This is a genomic window from Mycobacterium neglectum, from assembly GCF_002591975.1.
Taxonomy (GTDB): domain Bacteria; phylum Actinomycetota; class Actinomycetes; order Mycobacteriales; family Mycobacteriaceae; genus Mycobacterium; species Mycobacterium neglectum.
Map to the genome: position 1 here is coordinate 13,295 of NZ_NVQE01000012.1, position 19,613 is coordinate 32,907.

The window sequence follows — 19,613 nt, forward strand, 5'->3', positions numbered from 1 at the left end:
GCAACTGAGGGTAGGTTTACCTACCTCACCCTCCTGGCTAAGGCACCGCTGAAAGCCAGTGATCTGCCAGCGCCGCGACCCAGTCGGCCGCGGCATGGGGGTCTTCGGGCGGCCCATCGACGATGACGAGTTCATCGACTCCGAGGTCCGCCAGTGGGACGATGTCGTCGAGATGCAGGGCGCGCAGCGCCACCGTCACGCGCAGCTCACTGCGGTCGCGGCCGTGCTCAGCGCACTGGTCGCCGAGGGCGTGCAATCCCAGTCGCGCGAGATCGCTGTCGCGGGTCATTCGAACAGTTCGTCGATTGCTTTCTGCTCCAACTCAATCCATCGGCCCACGCGCTCGCGGACACGTGCGACGTCGTTCTCGTCGAAGTGCCGGGCCTCATCCGGCGTGATACGACAGATGTCCATGGGACCGCCGACGCTCGGCGACGATGTGTCCAGTGTGTCGAGCACCCGCAGGGCGGCCACCACCCCGTAGTCGACGCTGCGCTTGGCCATCTGGAAATGCGCGAGCAGTGCGTAGGCCTGTTGGGCCATCGGCGAACCGCTGCCGACGGCCTGGAAGCCCGTCTCTTCGTGGTGCCCGATCAAGCCATGCGGATCGATGTCGACGATGAAGGGTTTCCCGTTGGAGTAGCCGGCGGCCAGCATGTACGTCGACGGCGTCGCGCCGGGCTTGCCGCCGGGCACGTCGGAGATGAAGCTGCTGTAGTGCTGTTGGAGGACCGGAACGACTCGTTGTTGCAGAGCATGCCCGACGTCGGTCGCTTCGACGATCGCGTCCGCCTCGGCGTCGAAGATCTGCTCGAGGTCGAACAGCACAGCCCGGGAGCCGCTCCCACCCCATGAGGCGTTCTTGCCGAGTGCGTGCAGCTTCTGCGCCGGATAGCTCACGCCGCGCACGGGATCGGTGATCTGGGAGTCCGACGCCATCACGACCCCGTCGGCACAGCGCAATGCGAGAACGACCGTCACAACTCAGGTCTTACCCACATCGGGCGTTCGTCTCACGCCGCACCGTGGAATCGTGGACGGATGGACGTCGACCGGGTCGCAGAACTGACGCGCTGGCAGGACTCCGGTGCCGTATGGGAAGTGGTCGCGCGGCGCGGCGACACTCTGACGGTCGCCCTGTTGCGCTGTGATGGCGGCGAAGAGATGGACCGGTTCACCTCCGACGATTCACGACTGCGGGCATTCATCGGCGAGCGGCAGAGCAGCGAGGACTAGCGACGCGCTGGTCAATACGCACGGTCGCCCCGCCCTGGGGACGGGGCGACCGCGTACGTGTCATCAGAACTGTGTCATCAGAACGGAGCCGTCCTGAACCCGCCATCCCAATGCACGCCCCAGGCGTTCAACTCGCTGTTCCACTCAACTGGCAGCCAAGGCGCCCAGTACGGCGGCGGCGGTGCCGGCGGCGCCCACACCGGCACGATGACGCGATGCCCTGGCGGCGGAAGGCCGCGCTGCCCTGGTGGCAACGGGTTGCCCGGTACTCCGACGTTCACTCCGGGACCAGGCACCGGCGGCCACGGCGGACCCGGCGGGCCCGGCCATTTCGGGTCCCCGTTGGCAACACCCGCACCAATCCCGAGTGCACCGCCGACGAGAGCGCCAGCACATATCACCGTGACGAGGCTTTTCTTGACATTCATCAGGTCGACTCCTTCGATCGCCCGCCACACACGGACGCGCTGGTCAATCCGACCCCCAGACCGTATTGGGCTACCCGCCGTCGACCGACGTCTAAACGCCTGCTCGGCGAACCAGTTCGACGAACGCTGCCGCCGCCGCATCGACACCATCGTGATCGTCGGTGGCGACCAGGTCGAGCAGCAGTCCGCGAGCCACGGCCAGGCCGAGTCTCATGGTCGCGGGGTCCGTCACCGGCCCGGTGCCGTTGACCAGCCAGGTGTCCACGGCACCGGGCAGCATCCCCGCGAAGGGCTGCTCACCCTGCACGCCGCGCGCGTAGCACTCGAAGAACAGGCGCTCAAACGGGCGCAACTCGGGCCGGCGCAGGTTGGCCCACATCGCGGCAATCGCATCGGCCGGGTCGGTCGGCAGTTCCCGCATCATCGACATCTGACGGCGCTCGACCTCACCGACTATCGCCAGCAGCAGTTCGTTGCGTGAGCCGAAATGGTGCAGCAGCATCCGGTGGCTCGTCCCGACCGCAGCCGCCACATCCCGAAGCGATCGGTCGCCGATCCCTCGTACAGCGAACTCCTCGACCACCGCGTCGAGCAGTTCCTGGCGCCGCTCGAGATCAGGAGGGCGGGCCATCGAGGTGGTGCATATGTTCGCTTCGGGCTTTCAGGCCCGCGGCCTCCAAGTCCAGGTATCGACGGGTCATCGATCGCATCGCCAGTCCGACGAGCGCACCGATAGGGCCGCCCTGGTCGATCTGCTGACGGACTCGCGCGCGCTGATCTGACAGCGGCTCGATGTCGTGGCTGGCCTTGGTCAGCCCACCGGGTGAGCGCTGCACCCAGGTCCATGACCTGCCCGGTTCGACATCGGTGACCTCCCAGACGAGCTTGGGCATCCGCGGCTGTTTGAGCTCGAAACGCTTGCCCACCGCAATGCCGGGTCCGTCGAGCGCGACCAGGCTGGTGACCGAGGCGGTCCATTCGGGCCAGCGCTCGACATCACTGAAGACATCCCAGACGACAGTCGCCGGTGCGTCGATGTCGACGCCGCAATCGGTAATCATGTACCAAACGGTACATGAATCGATCTTTCGGGGGAAGCCTCCATCCCCCGCAAACAACTGAAAGTGCGTGCGGAAACCGCCGGACCGCCATACCGTCGAGCAACGGCTGAAGCTCCCCTTCAGCGGATTTACGGAAGGTCCTTCCTTGACTACGAAGTCCTTGGCAACGACGCCGACTGGTTACGGACGCTTCATCGGCAGGGTCGGCGCACTCGCAGTCGCGCTGGGGATCGGTGCCGCCATCGCCAACAGTCCGGGCATCGCGTGGGCACAGGACGGGGCGACGGGAACGTCGAATGCCGGCTCGGCAGGTGGCTCGGGCACGGGGTCGGGTTCGACCGGCAACACGCCATCGACCGAGGGCGCCAACACCGACGAGGACGACGAGGACGACGCGGACGACGAGGACGCGGGCGAGGACGGGGACAACGAGGACGCGGGCGAGGACGGGGACAACGAGGACGACGAGGACGACGAGGACGACGAGGACGACGAGGACGACGAGGACGACGAGGACGACGAGGACGACGAGGACGACGAGGACGACGAGGACGACGAGGACGACGAGGACGACGAGGACGAGGACGCGGAGAAGGAAGAGGAGTCGACGAACGACGACGACATCGAAGCCACGCCGAACAACAGAGCCCACACGTTCAAGACGCGCTACGGTCGCGACCTTCACACCCTGACCCGCGGTATGGCCACGTCGCAACCACAACCGATCTCCGCCTCACGGTCGGCGGTCACATCGACGGACACCGACGAAACCGCAACCGACGACGAGATGCGCATTGCGGCTGCCGATCCGCCGCCCACACCGAGCGAAACGACGTTCGCCTCGATCGTGGCGCAAGACAAAACAGACACGACGCCAGTGACCTCCCCCGCGGCCACCGTCACCACCGACATCGGTGGTGTGGTGAGCACGGTCCTGTCCGTGTTGGGTTTCGGGCCGCAGGCAGCGAGCGGCCCGGTCGCACCACCGCAACCTCCAATGGCATGGGCGATGCTGGGTTGGGTGCGCAGGGAGCTCGGGCACACCGTTTCGCCGCTTGTCTCGGCTGCCGCGAAGCCAACCGCAGCATTGGTGGCCGAGGACGTCGCAATTACCGAGGTCAGTCCGCTGGCGACGCCGGAACAGCTGGCCGCTGAGAGAATCGCCGCCCGGACCGTGAACTCGCTGCCGGTGGCAATCATGAAACTCGTTTTGCGGCAGCAGTTTCTGTCGGCCGCCCACAATCTGTACGGGCCCAATGGGGTGGACGCGGAGAACATGGCGGCTCTCGACGCGGCAGTCAACGAGTACGCGATGGGCGCCGCGTTCCAGCAGCAGTTGCTGAACTCCATGACACCGAAATTCGTCACCCAGGTGGCCCCACCGCATATCTGGTTCGGCCAGAACGTTCCCGGATCCCGCATCCTCTACGACAACCCGGACACCATCTACCGCTTCGCGGGCGTCAACGGTGCGTCGGAATACGAAATCCGGGGCCAGATCCACGACTGGGACAACCTTGATGCACGGCCTTCCAACATCACCTTCAGTGTGCTGGAAGGTTTGGCAGGAACGACATCCACGGTGCTGACCGTCGACGACAACTTCGAAGTCGACGAAAATGGGAACTTCGTCATCACCGTCAGCAGGCAACCGGCCAACGGACGACCGAATCACCTTCAGCTGACGAACGGCTCCACGATCATCGCGGCACGCGACACGTTGGGCGACTGGAATTCCGAAACTCCGATGAGCCTGTCCATCGAGCGGGTCGGCGGGCCGCCTAACAGTCTGTTCGCCCAGCTCGGAGGGTTTGCCTTCCTCGGCAACTTCGTGGCCGGAAATCCCCTGCTAACCACATTGGTATCGCTGATTCCGCCGCTGCCGTTCGAGCCGCCGCTGCTGCGCGGCGTCATCACCGCAGCGATCCTGATCGTCAGGGGCGGCGAGCAGGCCAAGTACATGGCGCTGGCGACCACCGATCCGGAGACCGGCGAGGCGCGCCCCGTCAACACCGTCAGCCAACCGGCCAGCAATGCGGAGTTCCTGGCCAATCAGAAGCAGAGCAACGGGCACTTCCAGCTCGAGGACGGGCAGGCCCTTGTGCTGACCATCGACCCCGGCGATGCCAAGTACTTCGTCGTCCCGACCTACAACATCTGGACGACCACCGACAACTATTGGGACGAGCCGGCCAGCCTGAACATCGAGCAGGCGCGCGAAAACGTCGACGAGAACGGTGTCGGCACCGGCACCTATACTGTCGTGATCTCGCCGACGGATCCGCTTGCAGCAAACTGGATTTCGACGAGCGGCCTGAACCAGGGCACGCTTGCCATCCGGTTCCAGGATCTCGACCCGAACTCGCCGAATCAACCGCGCATCCTCGATCAGCGGGTGATGACACACGAAGAGCTACGAGAGGACAGCACGATCGCCTTCATCACCCAGCAGGATCGTGCCGAGCAGCTCAGAGTGCGGAAGGCGGCCTTCGACAAGCGCTGGGCGCCGTACCCGCAGCCCTAACGCATGGAAAACTCTTCCACCGAAGCCGTTTTCAACAGACTCACCCGCCGCGAGACTGCGCTGGAACTCGTCGAGGCAGTCGAAGGCGAGATCGTCGACTCCGGTGGTGCCGTCGCGCGGCGTCCGGCGCAATGACACAGACCGTCGCAGTGATCGGTGCCGGGCCCGGCGGACTCGTCACGGCGCGGTGGCTGCGTTCACAAGGTTTCGAGCCGACGATCTTCGAGCAAGGCTCTGCGCTGGGTGGGCAGTGGACCGGGCAGCGTGGCCACAGCGGAGTGTGGCCGGCGATGTACACCAACACCAGCCGGGTGCTGACGGCGTTCAGCGATCTCGAGCACGAAGGCGATCTTGCCTTTCTGTCGAACCACGACGTTCTCGCTTATTTGGACCGATACGCCGACATGTTCGGTCTGCGAACCCGGATCCGGTTCGGACGAGTGGACCACCTCGCCCGCGTCGGCGACAGGTGGCAGGTGACGTGCGACGGGACCGACGAGGCATTCGACCGGGTGGTGGTCGCCACCGGCAGATTCAGGTCCCCCGCGATACCGGCCGTGCCAGGCATCGGTTCGTTCACCGGCTCAGCCGGCATCATTTCGACGTTCCACTACCGGGGCGCGAAACCCTATGCCGGCAAGCGTGTTCTGGTGGCGGGGTGCGCGGTCAGCGCTCTGGACATCGCCACCGAGCTGGCACAACTCGGCGCTGCGCGTGTGGTGGTGACCCAGCGGCGCCAACGGTATGTACTTCCGAAATTCGCCGCGGGAGTTCCGTCCGACCACAGAATATTCACGCGATACGGAACCGTGGCGAACGAGGCGCTCCCATCCGCTGAGATCGAACGTCAGCTTAAAGAGATCGTGTTGGAGGCCAACGGAAGTCCCGAACAATACGGCGCACCGGCGCCGGACCCCTCTCTGTTCGCCGCAGGGGTCACGCTCAACCAGGGCTATCTGCCGCTGGTGGCCGAAGGCCGAATCACGGTGCGGCCGTGGATGACGTCGGTCAGCGGCACGCAGCTGAGCTTCGCCGATGGCCATACCGAAGAGTTCGACGGAATCCTTTTCGGCACCGGATTCGCACTGGATCTGCCGTTTCTCGACGACGACATCCGCGCGACATTGGACCTCGACGCGGTGCATCTGGACGCGGACCGCTACACGTTCCATCCAGACCTACCGGGTTTGGCGATCGTCGGCATGTGGGATCAGTCCGGCGGATACTTTGTGCCGCTGGAACTTCAGGCCCGCTGGATCGCATACACCTGGGGCGGCGCGATACCCCCGCCGGGCAAAGCCGAACAAAGAAGCGCGATCGCCGACTACCGCACGCGGCGCGGAACGTCGCAGAAGACGCGGATGAATCTGGCGGCGCTGACCTTTGCCCGCGCCGCGAGGGTGGAACCGCACTTGGATAACTGGCCGGACCTGCGTAGGGCACTGCTGTTCGGTCCGCTGGCGCCGAGTTGTTTCCGGCTCGAGGGCCCCGACGCACTGCCCGAAGCGCAGGCGCGGTTTATGCGCGACGCCGCTGCCTTCGGTGCGATCACGTCGAACGAGTTGACCGAGCGGGAATTTCGCTACTGGTCGCAGGTGGCGCCAAGGTAGGCGTTATGTGTTGAGCGCTGTCTCACCGATCACCCGTCGTGTTCGCAGGTTCTCGATCTCCTCATCCGATAGACCCAGACCACGCAGAATCTCGTCGTTGTGCTGCCCGAGTGTCGGTGATGCGAACCGGTGATGACGCGCCGGTCCGGGCGTCATCGTGAACGGCCAGCCTGGATAACGATGCCGACCAGTCACCGGGTTCTCGAACTCTTCGTAGTAGTGACGTTCGTCTAGTTGTGCGATGTCGTACATCCGATCCGCTGTCATCACCCTCTCTGCCGGCACATGTCGTGCGCTGAGATCCTCGACGATCTGGGTAGCGGTGCGTGTTCGCGTCCAGTCCGTAACGACGTCGTCGAAGCCGTCATGTGAGTGTTCCCGCCTGTCCGCCGAATCGAAGCGGGCATCGGCGATGAGGTCGGGCCGACCCATCGCCGCGGCCAACTGCTCCCAGTCGGAGTCATCGCGCACCGACAACGCCACCCAGTCGTCATCGACGGCGGTCGGGTAGACACCCTGCACGAGGCCGCGGTGCCGGTTGCCGTTGCGCGTCTGAACGATCCCGTTCATCGTGTACTCGATGACAGGTTCGGCTGTCACGCACGCCGCCACCTCGATCTGCGCGATCTCGACGAGCTGTCCCTCTCCGGTGCGGCGGCGGTGCTCGAGCGCGGCCAGCAGCGCGACGCCCGCGTGCACCCCGACGATCGGGTCGGCGGGCCCCTGCAGGGTGCAGGGCGGACCGTCTGCGTATCCCGTGACAGCTGCCATGCCCGATGTCTGCTCGAAATTGAGTGCCCATCCGACGTATTCGCGCCACGGCCCATGCAGGCCGAATCCGGGCATCCGCACGAGGATCACATCCCGCTTCAGTTCGACCAGCGACTCGTAATCGAGCCCGAAGTGTTCGATCACCCGCGGCGAGAAGTTCTCCACGACGACGTCGGCTTGCCGAACCAGCCGGCGGACGAGGTCGCGACCTTGCTCGGACGCAAGATCGAGGGTGATGTCGCGCTTGTTGAGATTGGTGGCCTGCCAGAGTCCGCCGCGCTCGTACCAACGATCACCCTCGTGCGCCCAAGCACCCGAATAGCGGAACCCGTCGGGCCGCTGGATGGATTCCACCTTCACGATCTCGGCGCCGTACGCGCCGAGGTAACACGTCAGATAGGCGCCTGCCCAGAACGTGGTCAGATCAAGCACTTTGATGTCTGCAAAGGGCTTGGATAGTTCCGTTTCTACGCGAGTGAACGCCGATGAACTCGGCGCGCCGGACGGTCGAGAACCCATACGAGGTGCGGGCCGGGGGGACAGCGCCGGGGACTTCGACAGCCGGAACGGAGCCCCGGGCCTACGGAATGACCAGTCCGCACCGCCGGCAGCGACGAAGAATTGCCGCTCGAGGTATTGAGTGCAGTCCAGGACCGTGGCGCCATCGTTGACTGGCGATGCGGGAATGCGCATCGCTTGGCTCAGTTCGACTATTTCTCCGACTGTGTGCTCCGAGAGCCACGGTTGCGCCTTCTCGTAGAACTCGGCACGCTCGGGTCCTCCGAGCATGATCTCGATCTGCTGTTCGCCGTATTCGGGTAACCCGAGCATCGCGCACGCGTCCAGCCAGTGTTGTCCTGTCAGACAGTTGATTCCCACCCAGCCATCCGCAGCGCGGACAATGCCCATCATCGGTGCCGAGCGTGTGTTCGCCGACATCCCGAGGCTGCGCATCTTCTCGGCCAGCAACATGGGATACGGGAGTGTCGACAACAGCGACTCGAGTACCGACACATCCACCTCGATGAACGGGCCAGGTGAGGATCTCAATGCGGTGAGGGCAGCGAGGGCGCCGTATCCGCCGGCGACGTACTCGGATATCCGTCCGCCGGCCTGTACCGGCGGCCGATCCGGATCTCTGCTGTTGACCCAGCCCGAAGCCGCCTGCACGGTCAAGGGCGTGGCATCGCGGTCACGCATCGGTCCGTTCTGCCCAAAATCGGAGATGCGGACAACCACCAGGTCGGGGTTGAGTGCCGCCAGCGCATCCTTGCCGAGGCCTACCCGATCGAGCGTTCCCGGACGCAGTCCGTCCACCAGCAGGTGTGCCTGTGAGATCAACGCCAAAGCCGGAGACGTATCGCTGTCGAGATCGACTGTGAATCCACGCTTTCCGGCATTCAGATACTCGAAGAGTCCCGACTTGTTCAGGTCGGGCATCCCTGCGGGGAACGGTCCCCAGAGCCGCATAGAGTCTCCGGCCGGCGGCTCGATCTTCGCGACCTCGGCGCCGAGATCGACGAGTAGTTTCGTGCAGTACGGTCCCGCGATATCCCCGGCGATCTCGACGACGCGCAGCCCCTCCAGCACCGCCATCACGCCGGAATTCCGATGGCCTTCTGTTCCATATAGCTGTAGAGGCCTGGTAGTCCGCCACCTTCGCGGCCCAGTCCGCTCTGTTTGAAGCCACCGAACGGCGCATCGCCTGGAATGCAGCCGTTTACGGCGATCTGCCCGGTGCGGACGCGGCGTGCGACTGCGACGGCGCGCTCCACGTCGCCGCCCCACACCGCACCGGAGAGTCCGTACTGCGAATTGTTGGCGATCGCGACCGCGTCGTCGTCATCGCGGTAGCGCAGAACCGTCAACACCGGCCCGAACACCTCTTCCTGGGCGATCACCGAGTCCGGGGTGACACCGGTCAGGATTGTCGGCTCGAAGTAGAATCCCTTGTCGAGACCGGACGGGCGTCGGCCACCGGCGACGAGAGTTGCGCCCCTTTCGACCGCGGCACCCACATGCGCCTGCACCCTCTCCAGTTGAGTACGACTGATGAGGGGGCCCATCTGCACGTCGGGATCCGTTGGGTCACCGACCTTTACGCTCCGGGCCAACTCGACCAACCTGTCGACGACCTCGTCGTGGAGTGTGTCCGGCAGCAAGAGGCGGCTCTGCAGGATGCACGCCTGCCCGGCGTGAAGCGAGCAGCCGTCGAAAAAGAACCGTTCCAGCAGTTCGTCTGTCACCTCGGCATCGTCGAGGAAGATCCCCGCCGACTTGCCGCCGCACTCGAGCAGAATTCGCTTCATGGTGCCGCTCGCGGCGGCCATCACCTCACGGCCGACGACGGAACTCCCAGTGAAACTGACCATATCGACGCGGGGGTCGGTCGTCAGTAGCTTGCTCGCCTCGATCCCACTCGGGGTGACGACGTTGACCACCCCGGGCGGAATATCGGTGTGTTCATCGATGATTCGTGCGAGCGCGAGGCCGGCGAGCGGTGTGAGGGGTGATGGCTTGAGCACGACGGTGTTACCGGCGGCCAACGCCCGGCTGACCTTCATCACGTTGAGGCTGTGCGGGAAGTTCCACGGTGTCAGGATCGACACGACACCCTCGGGTTCGTGACGAAGCAGGGTCGTTCCGGCCGCCCCGAACGGACTGATCGGCGTGTCGTCGAGTTGCAGTGCGAGTTCGGCCGTGTTCATCGCCATGAAGGCTGGACCGTCGATCTGGATCATGCGCTCGTTGGCTGTACAGCCCCACTCCGCCTGCGACAGCGCGAAGAACTCGTCTGCACGCTCCATGAGCGCATTGCCCAACTGATTGAGGCATCGCGCCCGTTCCTCGGTCGAAGCGTTGGCCCACGGCCCGGAGTCAAACGCTCGTCGCGCAGCTGAGATCGCGGCGTCAACGTCGGCGATGCCGGCGTCCGGGGCCTCGGCGATCACCGCCTCCGTCGCCGGCGAGATGTCGTCGTAGCGACCGCTTTCGGGCTCGACCCACCGGCCGTCGACGTATAGCGCATATGAATCGAGGAGTGGACGCGCGTCGGCCATATTGTTTCCTCACTGGGTCAGTGGGTCAACACTTGGTGTACACCTGTCGGACACGCCCGTCAATCATCGAGGTCCAACTCGGTTGAATTTCAACAGATCATCGGCATTGACAGCTACAGCGTCGTCAAGGTAGACCTATGGAGAATCGGACATATTGTATCGATCTGTCTGATCACACCGAGGGAGGCCGCCTTGCGTACCGAAGTCCCTCTGCACTCACCGGACTTCTTCATCGGCGACCCCTACCCGGCCTACAAGGAACTGCGCGCAACAGATCCGGTCAGCTGGAACGACGTCACCAAATTCTGGGCGCTGCTGAAGTACGAGGACATCAGGTATGTGTCCACGAACCCGGAAAAGTTCTCGTCGACCAAGGGCATCACCATCCCCGACCCCGGGATTCCCAACCCGGTACAGGAGGGGAACCTCATCTTCACCGATCCTCCGCGACACAGGCAGCTTCGCAAGCTGATCAACACGGGGTTCACCCGACGGCACGTCGCGATCCTCGAACCCAAGGTGCGCCAGATCGTCTACGGCGTCCTCGCCGACATCCGCGCCGATTCCACCGTGGAGTTCGCCGAGACTCTTGCGGCACCGTTGCCGACCCGGATGATCGCCGAACTGCTCGGCGCTCCGCCCGACGACTGGGAGAGGTTTCGCCGGTGGTCAGACGCATGCACCGGAAACGCCGATCCCGAGATCGAGCTCGACTCGATGGTCGCGATCGGGGAGCTATTCGAGTACTTCCAGCAGCTGATCGCCGCCAGACGGACCGAACCGCAGAACGACATGCTGTCGGTGCTGACCACGGCCGAGGTCGACGGGGTGCGGTTGACCGATGACGACCTGCTGAACTTCGCATTCCTCTTGCTCGTGGCCGGCAACGAAACGACCCGCAACCTGATCGCACTTGGCACGTTGGCGCTCATCGAGCATCCGGACATCTGCGCGCAGCTCGTCAAGGATCCGGCGCTGATTCCCGGCGCGGTGGAGGAAATGTTGCGCTGGTGCAGCCCGGTGACCCACATGGCGCGGACCGCGACGGTCGACGTCGAGATCCGCGGGCAGCATATCCGCGCAGGCGACACCGTCGTGATGCTCTACGGCTCGGCCAACCGCGACGAGGAGATCTTCGGGGCCGACGCAGAGGAGTTCAATATCGTCCGTAATCCTAACCCACACATTGCCTTTGGCTGTGGAGAGCACTCGTGCGTCGGGGCTCAACTGGCGCGGCTCGAAGCACGGGTCTTCTTCGAAGTGCTGCTCGGCAGTTATCCGGAGCTCGAGCTGGTCGGTGACGTTGATCGAATGAGGGCGACCATGGTTCCCGGCGTCAAACGCATGCCCGTGCGGCTCGGAACGGGGCGCTGAGACGTGCATCTGGACTTCACACCCGAACAGAAGCAACTGCGCTCCGAAATCCGCGCGTCGCTCGAGGCGGTGATGACACCCGAGCGCGTCGCGGCGGTGGCGGGTCGAATGGAGGGCGGCACCGCGGTCAAGGATTGCGTGCGGGCGCTCGGCGCCGCGAACCTGCTGGGTGTCGGCTGGCCCAAAGAATATGGCGGTCGCGGCTTTACCGCGCTCGAGCAGTTCATCTTCTTTGAAGAGGCGCAGCGGGTCAGCGCACCCATCCCGCTGGTGACGCTGAATACCGTGGGCCCCACGCTGGCGTCCTGCGGCACCGACGAACAGAAGCAGAGATTCCTTCCGTCGATCCTGGACGGCACCGTAGAGTTCGCCATCGGCTATTCCGAGCCGTCCGCCGGCAGTGACCTCGCGTCACTGCGCACCACTGCCGTGCGCGACGGCGATGACTTCGTCATCAACGGTCAGAAGATGTTCACCAGCGGCGCCGCATACGCCGACTACATCTGGCTCGCGGCGCGCACAGACCCCAGTGTCAAGAAACACAAGGGCATCTCGATCTTCATCGTGCCGACATCGTCGCCAGGATTCTCCTGCAAGCCGCTGCACACCATGCCGGGAGTGTCCACCTTCTACACGTTCTATGACGACGTCCGGGTACCCGCCGATTCGATCGTCGCCGGCGAGAACGAGGGGTGGCGACTGATCACCACGCAGCTCAACTTCGAGCGCGCCGCGCTGGGGAACATGGGTGCGCTCGAGCCGTTGTTCGAGAAAACGCTGCACTGGGCCCAGACCACCGAAGTCGACGGCGGGCGCGTCGTCGACCAGCCGTGGGTACGGCTGGCGCTGGCCCGCGTCGAGGCCCAGGTCGCCGCCTACAAAATCATGAACCTGCGCGTGAACGCCGCGATGTCAATCGGCGTACTCGGCATGGGCGAGGCGTCGGCGGTCAAGGTGTTCGGCACGGAGCTGACCCAACAAGTGGCCAGGGAACTGCTCGAGATCGTCGACCGCAACGGGACCCGCAAGGGCGGGGATGCGCCTCTGCGGGGCGCACTCGAATCGGCGTACCGGATTGCGGTGATCAACACCTTCGGTGGCGGCGCCAACGAGCTTCAACGCGACATCATCGCGATGGCTGGGCTTTTCATGCCGCGGGCACCACGTGACCTTCGGGCCAACCAGAACGGGGATGCGAAGTGACTGACGAGCGCTTGCGCGAAGAAGCGACAACGACAGACGGCGAGTTCCGTCAGAAACTCGATGCCCTCATCGGCCAGCCGACCGGCGGTTCCGGAAAGCCCACAGTCGCGCCGGATCCGGTGAACCAGCCGATGATCCGGCACTGGGCGCATGCACTCGACGACATGAACCCCGCCTATCTCGACGCTGAGTTCGCGGACAACTCGAGGTTCGGCGGCATAGTGTCACCGCCTGTCATGCTGCAGACGTGGACGATGCCCGCGCCCAAGATCGAGGGCATCGCCGAACGCGGCGGCGTTCCGATGGAGATGGGCCACAACCCCGCGGCCTTCATCGAAGAAGCCGGATTCAAAGGCATCGTCGCGACCAACTCGGAGTTCGAAATCGAACGCTATCCCCGTCTCGGCGACGTCATCTCGGTGACACAGGTCTTCGAAGACATCTCCGACGAGAAGAAGACCGCCCTCGGCACGGGGCATTTCATCACCTGGTTGTCCACCTACACCGACCAGGATGGTGAAGTACTGGGCCGTCAGAGATTCCGGGTCTTCCGATTCAAGGCCGGGACCCCCGCCGGAACGGCCGGCGCCTGATGGCGACACGACTCGCACCCGCAATCAGCCCCGACAACGAGTTCTTCTGGAACGGCGTCCGCGATCACAAGCTGCTGATCCAGCGGTGCAAAGGCTGCCAGGAGTTGCGTCAACCCGCTCGCCCGATGTGCCCGCGATGCAACTCACTTGAATGGAACACCCTCGAATCCTCCGGCCGGGGCACCGTCTACAGCTACGTGATGCCGCAACATCCACCGATGCCGCTGATGGAGTACCCGTACATCGTCGTGCTCGTCGAGCTCGACGACGGTGTGCGGCTGGTGTCGAACCTGTGCGAGATCGCCCCCGACGACGTCGAAGTCGGTATGCCGGTTGAAGTGTTCTATCAGACATTCGACACCCTCGACGGCGGAGAACTCGTCCTGCACCAGTTCCGTCCGGCACGGTAGACGGGTCGTAGTCACATGGATTTCACGTTCTCCGAAGAGCAGGAAACGATCGCGAAAGTCGCTCGTGAACTGTTCGAGCGCCGAACCACTCCCGAGCGACTTACGGAGCTCGAGGCCGGCTACATTCGCCACGACGCGAAGCTGTGGAGCGAGCTCGCCAAAGCAGACCTGCTGGGAATTGCGTTGCCCGAGAACGTCGGCGGCACCGGCCACGGCTTCCTCGAACTAGCGATGCTGCTCGCAGAGGTGGGCGCAAGCGTGGCGCCCGTGCCGCTCTACGCCACCCTGCTGCTCGGCGCCGATACCATCGCGCGGTACGGCGACGACGGCCAATGCAGGCGGTTCCTGCCCGACGTCGTCACCGGCGAGCGCTTACTGACTGCCGGGTTGGCCGAGCCGGGGCGCTCCGATCCGACTGCGCCGATAACGACGGCGCGGCGCGACGGCGATGCCTGGCGGCTGGATGGAGCCAAGGAGCTGGTGCCCGCTGCTCAGCTCGCGGATACGATGCTGATCCCTGCCACGATCAACGACGGCGACGTCGGCGTCTTCCTGCTCGACACGAATGCCGACGGTGTCGAGATTCGGTCCACCGACACAACTAACGGCGAGCCCCACGGTGATGTATTCCTCGATGGTGCAACCGTTTCCGATGAGAACCGAATTCGCGGTGACGGCCGCGACACGGTGGAGTCGATGTACACCCGTGGGCTGGTCGGGTTATGCGCCATTCAGCTCGGCGTCGCGGAGCGGGCATTGCGGATGGCGGCGGCATACACCACCGAACGCGAGCAGTTCGGGCGACCGATCGGGAGTTTCCAGGCTGTACAGCAACGCATGGCCGACGCGTTCATCGACGTCGAGGCGATCCGCTGGACAACGTGGCACGCCGCCTGGCTCCTCGGGCAGGGCCGGCAGGCAGCCCGCGAGGCGGGCATCGCGAAGTTCTGGGCGGCAGAAGCAGGCGCACGGGTCGCGGCGACCGCCCAGCAGGTCCACGGCGGAATCGGCATCGACACCACGTATCCGCTGTTCCGCTACTTCCTGTGGGCCAAACACACCGAGCTCACGCTCGGTTCGGCCACCCACCAGCTGGCGCGCCTCGGCGCTGCGTACTGACGAAGGAGATCCATGGCCACGCCAAAATCCCAGCATTCTCGGCTATCTCGCACCACCCTGGACTGGCGCGACATCAACGCCGGCGACGAGGTCACTGCGATGGAGGTCCCGGTCACGGCTACCGTGATCGTGGCGGGTGCGATCGCGTCGCGCGACTTCATGCCGGTGCACCACGACCCCGAGTTCGCGAAGCAGCAGGGGTCGCCGAACATGTTCATGAACATCCTGACCACCAATGGGTTGTGCACGAAGTTCGTCACCGACTGGGCGGGACCCGAGGCGATGGTGAAGAAGCTCTCCATCCGCCTTGGCGTGCCCTCCTTCCCCAACGATCCGCTCCGCTTCACCGGCGCCGTCACCGGCACGTCGGCTGGTGCCGACGGCGAGGGCCTGGTCGACATCGCGTTCAAGGGTTCGAACAGCCTTGGTGACCACGTGTCCGGAACAGCGACGATCAGCTTGCTCGAAAAGAGGGTGGAAACGTGAGCTTGAGCGGCAGGGCGGCAATAGTCGGCATCGGACAGACCGAGTTCTCGAAGGAATCCGGTCGCAGCGAACTCCAACTCGCCTGTGAAGCAGTCAAAGCCGCGATCGATGACGCCGGCCTGCAACCCGGTGATGTCGACGGCATGGTCACGTTCACGATGGATTCGAGCGACGAAATCGATATCGCCCGTAACGTCGGCATCGGTGATCTGACCTTTTTCAACCGCGTGCACCATGGTGGCGGTGCGGCGGCAGGCACCGTCGTGCAGGCCGCGATGGCGGTGGCGACGGGCACGGCCAACGCAGTGGTGTGTTATCGCGCATTCAACGAACGGTCCGGCTTCCGCTTCGGAGGCGCGACCTCGCGCCCGACGGCCGAGACACCGTTGTTCATGGCGAATTACGCACCGTTCGGATTGTTGACTCCCGCGGCGTGGGTGGCCCTGCATGCCCAACGCTACATGTCGACGTACGGGGTCACCAACGAGGACTTCGGCAGGATCTCCGTCGTCGACAGGGCCCACGCGGCGCGCAATCCCGACGCGTGGTTCTACGAACGACCGATCACGCTGGAAGATCACCAGAATTCCCGGTGGGTCATCGAACCCGTTCTGCGGCTGCTCGATTGCTGCCAAGAGAGCGACGGTGGTGTCGCATTGGTCGTCACCACCGCCGAGCGGGCACGTGACCTCCCGCGCCCGCCTGCGGTGATCACCGCAGCAGTGCAGGGCGCCGCGGCGGATGGCGAAATGATGACCAGCTACTACCGAAACGACATCACCGGTCTACCCGAGATGGGCGTGGTCGCCGAAAAACTCTGGCACGACTCAGGTCTCAAACCTGCCGACATTCAGACGGCGTTCCTCTACGACCACTTCACACCCTTCGTGTTCGCCCAACTCGAGGAACTGGGCTTCTGCCCCCGCGGCGAGGCGAAGGACTTCGCCACTGTCGAGCGGCTCTCCCTCGGCGGCGAACTGCCGATCAACACCAACGGCGGGCTGCTCGGCGAGGCATACATCCACGGAATGAACGGAATCACCGAGGGTGTCCGGCAGGTGCGCGGAACCTCCTACAACCAAGTCGAAGACGTTCAGAACGTCTTGGTGACGTCGGGAACGGGCGTGCCCACGAGCGCGCTGATACTGTCACCGGCCGATTGATGGAACTGCCGTGACCACCGAGACTACAGCGACCGACACGCGCGAACTCATCATCGAGTCCGCCTTCGATTGCTTCCGTCGGCACGGTCTGGACAAGACGACAGTCGTCGACATAGCGCGGGCGGCCGATGTCTCGCGAAGCACCGTCTATGAATACTTCCGCGACAAGGCCGCCATCGTCGAAGCCTGCGCGGAGGGTGCCTCCCAGAAGTTCTACCGCGAGATGGCCAAGGCGATGCGAAAGGGCGCGACACTCGAGGAACAGCTTGTTCTCGCAGCCGTTTTCGTCACAAATGCGCGGCGGTTCATCGAGCCAGAGGACTACTTCGACGTCGATGAGGTCAGCCTGCTGCTGACAAAGAACGCGGCAGTCCTCCTACGTGAGTGCACCGAGTTTCTCGCGCCGTACCTCGCCGCGGCGAAACTCACCGGTGAGGTGCGCAAGGATCTGGACGGTGCGGCCGCGGGCGAGTGGTACGCACGGATGCTCTTCTCGTTGTTCAGCACTCCATCGTCGGTGTTGAACATGGACGACGACGAAGTCGTCGCAGAGTTCATCCGATCGCATGTTGTACGGGGCTTCGCACCACGGCCTGCGATTCGCCGGGTGTGAGAACACGGCGGGATCTAGCGGCGGCTACTTGTTCGGGGTGACCACCCACGATCCCTGGCGCAATACCCCGGTCACCGCCAGGTCGGCGTCGAGGACCACCAGATCGGCGCTGCCGCCGGCAGCGAGTCCAGTGGCCGGAAGACCGAGCGCGCGGGCCGGGTTGATCGACGCCTGACGCACCGCGGCGATCAGCGCCTCGTCGCGGTCAAGCCCACTGTGCTTCACGGCGAATCTGAACTGGTGGTCCATGGTCGCGGTGCTACCCGCGATGGTCTGCGTTCCGGCGACGTGCGCCACCCCGTCCACGACATCCACCGCAAGCGGACCGAGATGATATGTGCCGTCGCTCATTCCGGCGGCGGAGATCGCGTCGGTGATCAAGGACACCCGGTCTGGTCCCGCACTGCGCGAAACGTGACGGTAGAGCGCCGGGTCAACGTGCACGCCGTCGGTGATCAGTTCGACCGTGACGCGGGGGTCTTCCAGAAGCGCGATCACCGGGCCAGGGTCGCGGGTGTTGATCGGGCGCATCGCGTTGAACAGGTGGGTGCCCGCCGTCGCGCCCGCCGCGATCGCCGCGCGCGTCTGTTCGTACGACGCCTCGGTGTGGCCCACGGCGGCCACCGCACCCGCGTCGACGATCCGCTCGATCGCCGCAAGCGCGCCTTGACGTTCCGGCGCGATGGTGATCATCCGGACGGTCCCCGCACCGGCCGCCAGCACCCGGTCGATCTCGGCGGGGTCAGGGTCCCGCATCAGGGTGGGCTGGTGCGCACCGCACCGCACCGTGGACAGCCACGGGCCCTCGAGGTGGATCCCGTCGATCAGGCCTTCACGGACGTCACCGGCCAATCCGGTTACCTGACGCAGCAACTCATCAGGGGCCGCAGTGACCAACGACGCGACCAGCGTGGTGGTGCCGTGCCTGCGGTGGAAGTCGACGGCCGTCGCCGTATCGGAGCGCACCGCTGCGGAGAAGTTCGTCCCTCCCCCACCATGGACGTGTGTGTCGACGAAACCGGGCACCACCGTCACCGCGCCGAGAGTTCGGTCTGCCGGTCGAGGCCCTGCACCGGCACCGACCCCATCAACGAGACCGTTCGAGACATCAATCCATCCGGGCCGCAACAACTCTCGGCCGGTCAGCAGGGTCTCGGCAGTGAGTAACACTCAGATGCCCTGCCATTCCGGTTTCGAGCGGTAGGTCTCACGGTAGTAGTCCACCAGCTGCAGGCGTCGCGCCGCCGCCTCGTCGAGCAGCACCGTGACGTGCGGATGAAGCTGCAGAACGGTCGCCGGCCACAGCGCGCTGACCGGACCCTCGACCAGTTGGTGCACGGCTTCGGCCTTTTGCCGACCCGTCGCCACCAGGACCAGGTGCCTGGCCTCCAAGATGGTCGCCAGCCCCTGCGTCAGGCAATGTGTCGGCACCGCGTCGACGTCACCGCCGAAGAAGCGGGCATTGTCCATCCTGGTCTGCCTGGTCAGTGTCTTGATCCTGGTTCGAGAACCCAGTGAGGAACCGGGTTCGTTGAACGCGATGTGCCCGTCGGTGCCGATACCGAGAATCTGCAGATCGACGCCACCCGCGTCACGGATCGCGGCCTCGTACTCTGCGCACGCGGCCGGGATGTCGACGGCGAGCCCGTCGGGCCCCTGGACGGCACCGGGTGCGAAGTCGACCTTCGAGACGAATACCTCGTCGATCACGTTGCGGTACCGCTGCGGGTGGTCGGCGGGCAGTCCGACGTACTCGTCGAGGGTGAAGCCTCGCGCTTGACGGAATGACAGCTGGTCGCGGACGCAGCGGCGCGCCAGTTCGTCGTAGATCGCCAGCGGCGACGACCCGGTGGCCAGGCCGACCACCGCGGCCGGATTTCGGACAAGCAGGGCGGCTATCGCGTCGGCACCGACGACACCGATATGCTCGGCGTCCGGCAGGATGATGACTTCCATCTACTTG

At 64.8% G+C, this 19,613-nt stretch carries 21 protein-coding genes; 12 read left to right on the forward strand and 9 right to left on the reverse strand.

Translation table 11 applies throughout. From position 1 onward, the window contains the following. Positions 1–37: 37 nt before the first annotated feature. Both CSQ99_RS11770 and CSQ99_RS11775 read right to left on the reverse strand, forming a co-directional pair. Complete coding sequence (locus tag CSQ99_RS11770; RefSeq protein ID WP_099039231.1) at positions 38–289, reverse strand: hypothetical protein; 252 nt, start codon at positions 287–289, stop codon at positions 38–40. Beyond that, positions 286–981, reverse strand: a complete 696-nt coding sequence (locus CSQ99_RS11775; RefSeq protein ID WP_099039232.1) for an Ntn hydrolase family protein — start codon at positions 979–981, stop codon at positions 286–288. Before CSQ99_RS11775 ends, CSQ99_RS11770 begins: the two co-directional genes overlap by 4 nt. Before the next feature lie 60 nt (positions 982–1,041). Between CSQ99_RS11775 and CSQ99_RS11780 the strand changes: the two genes are divergently transcribed. Beyond that, positions 1,042–1,236 carry a hypothetical protein gene (locus tag CSQ99_RS11780; protein ID WP_099039233.1) on the forward strand — a complete coding sequence of 65 codons (195 nt, stop codon included), beginning with the start codon at positions 1,042–1,044 and terminating at the stop codon, positions 1,234–1,236. A gap of 77 nt (positions 1,237–1,313) precedes the next feature. On the opposite strand, the gene CSQ99_RS11785 is transcribed toward CSQ99_RS11780, so the two are convergent. The 3 genes from CSQ99_RS11785 to CSQ99_RS11795 form a co-directional block, all read right to left on the reverse strand. After that, positions 1,314–1,664, reverse strand: coding sequence for a hypothetical protein (locus CSQ99_RS11785; protein ID WP_099039341.1), 351 nt, complete (start codon positions 1,662–1,664; stop codon positions 1,314–1,316). A 91-nt stretch (positions 1,665–1,755) separates the two neighbouring features. Then, on the reverse strand, positions 1,756–2,295 hold the full coding sequence (locus CSQ99_RS11790) for a TetR/AcrR family transcriptional regulator (RefSeq protein ID WP_099039234.1): 540 nt from the start codon (positions 2,293–2,295) through the stop codon (positions 1,756–1,758). Beyond that, positions 2,279–2,725, reverse strand: coding sequence for an SRPBCC family protein (locus CSQ99_RS11795; RefSeq protein WP_099039235.1), 447 nt, complete (start codon positions 2,723–2,725; stop codon positions 2,279–2,281). The genes CSQ99_RS11790 and CSQ99_RS11795 overlap by 17 nt, the downstream gene beginning before the upstream one ends. Before the next feature lie 145 nt (positions 2,726–2,870). Between CSQ99_RS11795 and CSQ99_RS30955 the strand changes: the two genes are divergently transcribed. The 3 genes from CSQ99_RS30955 to CSQ99_RS11810 are packed head-to-tail and all read left to right on the forward strand — an operon-like array spanning position 2,871 to position 6,859. Continuing rightward, positions 2,871–5,249: a hypothetical protein gene (locus CSQ99_RS30955; protein WP_176560985.1), complete on the forward strand. Its 2,379-nt coding sequence runs from the start codon at positions 2,871–2,873 to the stop codon at positions 5,247–5,249. 3 nt (positions 5,250–5,252) lie between these two features. Beyond that, positions 5,253–5,384 carry a hypothetical protein gene (locus CSQ99_RS31680; protein ID WP_281258467.1) on the forward strand — a complete coding sequence of 44 codons (132 nt, stop codon included), beginning with the start codon at positions 5,253–5,255 and terminating at the stop codon, positions 5,382–5,384. After that, on the forward strand, positions 5,381–6,859 hold the full coding sequence (locus CSQ99_RS11810; RefSeq protein ID WP_099039237.1) for a flavin-containing monooxygenase: 1,479 nt from the start codon (positions 5,381–5,383) through the stop codon (positions 6,857–6,859). The genes CSQ99_RS31680 and CSQ99_RS11810 overlap by 4 nt, the downstream gene beginning before the upstream one ends. Positions 6,860–6,862: 3 nt before the next feature. Here the strand turns inward: CSQ99_RS11810 and CSQ99_RS11815 are convergent, their stop codons facing one another. Both CSQ99_RS11815 and CSQ99_RS11820 read right to left on the reverse strand, forming a co-directional pair. Next, on the reverse strand, positions 6,863–9,226 hold the full coding sequence (locus tag CSQ99_RS11815; RefSeq protein ID WP_425437815.1) for a CaiB/BaiF CoA transferase family protein: 2,364 nt from the start codon (positions 9,224–9,226) through the stop codon (positions 6,863–6,865). Beyond that, positions 9,226–10,689 (reverse strand): aldehyde dehydrogenase family protein, encoded by a 1,464-nt coding sequence (locus CSQ99_RS11820; protein ID WP_099039239.1) that lies wholly within the window; start codon positions 10,687–10,689, stop codon positions 9,226–9,228. Before CSQ99_RS11820 ends, CSQ99_RS11815 begins: the two co-directional genes overlap by 1 nt. A gap of 210 nt (positions 10,690–10,899) precedes the next feature. Between CSQ99_RS11820 and CSQ99_RS11825 the strand changes: the two genes are divergently transcribed. From CSQ99_RS11825 to CSQ99_RS11860, 8 genes are read left to right on the forward strand one after another with little or no spacing between them, the layout of a single operon-like run. Further along, on the forward strand, positions 10,900–12,063 hold the full coding sequence (locus CSQ99_RS11825; protein WP_176560991.1) for a cytochrome P450: 1,164 nt from the start codon (positions 10,900–10,902) through the stop codon (positions 12,061–12,063). Positions 12,064–12,066: 3 nt separating this feature from the next. Then, positions 12,067–13,266, forward strand: coding sequence for an acyl-CoA dehydrogenase family protein (locus CSQ99_RS11830; RefSeq protein WP_099039241.1), 1,200 nt, complete (start codon positions 12,067–12,069; stop codon positions 13,264–13,266). Then, positions 13,263–13,859 (forward strand): FAS1-like dehydratase domain-containing protein, encoded by a 597-nt coding sequence (locus CSQ99_RS11835; RefSeq protein ID WP_099039242.1) that lies wholly within the window; start codon positions 13,263–13,265, stop codon positions 13,857–13,859. Before CSQ99_RS11830 ends, CSQ99_RS11835 begins: the two co-directional genes overlap by 4 nt. Further along, positions 13,859–14,269: a Zn-ribbon domain-containing OB-fold protein gene (locus CSQ99_RS11840; protein ID WP_099039243.1), complete on the forward strand. Its 411-nt coding sequence runs from the start codon at positions 13,859–13,861 to the stop codon at positions 14,267–14,269. Before CSQ99_RS11835 ends, CSQ99_RS11840 begins: the two co-directional genes overlap by 1 nt. Before the next feature lie 15 nt (positions 14,270–14,284). Next, positions 14,285–15,388 carry an acyl-CoA dehydrogenase family protein gene (locus tag CSQ99_RS11845; protein WP_099039244.1) on the forward strand — a complete coding sequence of 368 codons (1,104 nt, stop codon included), beginning with the start codon at positions 14,285–14,287 and terminating at the stop codon, positions 15,386–15,388. 12 nt (positions 15,389–15,400) lie between these two features. Beyond that, complete coding sequence (locus CSQ99_RS11850; RefSeq protein WP_099039245.1) at positions 15,401–15,874, forward strand: MaoC family dehydratase; 474 nt, start codon at positions 15,401–15,403, stop codon at positions 15,872–15,874. After that, the gene (locus CSQ99_RS11855) at positions 15,871–17,037 is read left to right on the forward strand and encodes a lipid-transfer protein (RefSeq protein ID WP_099039246.1); all 1,167 of its coding nucleotides are present in this window, start codon (positions 15,871–15,873) and stop codon (positions 17,035–17,037) included. Before CSQ99_RS11850 ends, CSQ99_RS11855 begins: the two co-directional genes overlap by 4 nt. A 10-nt stretch (positions 17,038–17,047) precedes the next feature. Further along, a complete protein-coding gene (locus CSQ99_RS11860) occupies positions 17,048–17,650 on the forward strand; it encodes a TetR/AcrR family transcriptional regulator (protein ID WP_099039247.1) in 603 nt (200 codons plus the stop codon). A gap of 24 nt (positions 17,651–17,674) precedes the next feature. Here the strand turns inward: CSQ99_RS11860 and nagA are convergent, their stop codons facing one another. Continuing rightward, a complete protein-coding gene (gene nagA, locus CSQ99_RS11865; RefSeq protein ID WP_099039248.1) occupies positions 17,675–18,820 on the reverse strand; it encodes an N-acetylglucosamine-6-phosphate deacetylase in 1,146 nt (381 codons plus the stop codon). Beyond that, positions 18,821–19,606 (reverse strand): glucosamine-6-phosphate deaminase, encoded by a 786-nt coding sequence (gene nagB, locus CSQ99_RS11870; RefSeq protein WP_099039249.1) that lies wholly within the window; start codon positions 19,604–19,606, stop codon positions 18,821–18,823. It lies immediately after the preceding gene. Positions 19,607–19,613 lie beyond the last annotated feature (7 nt).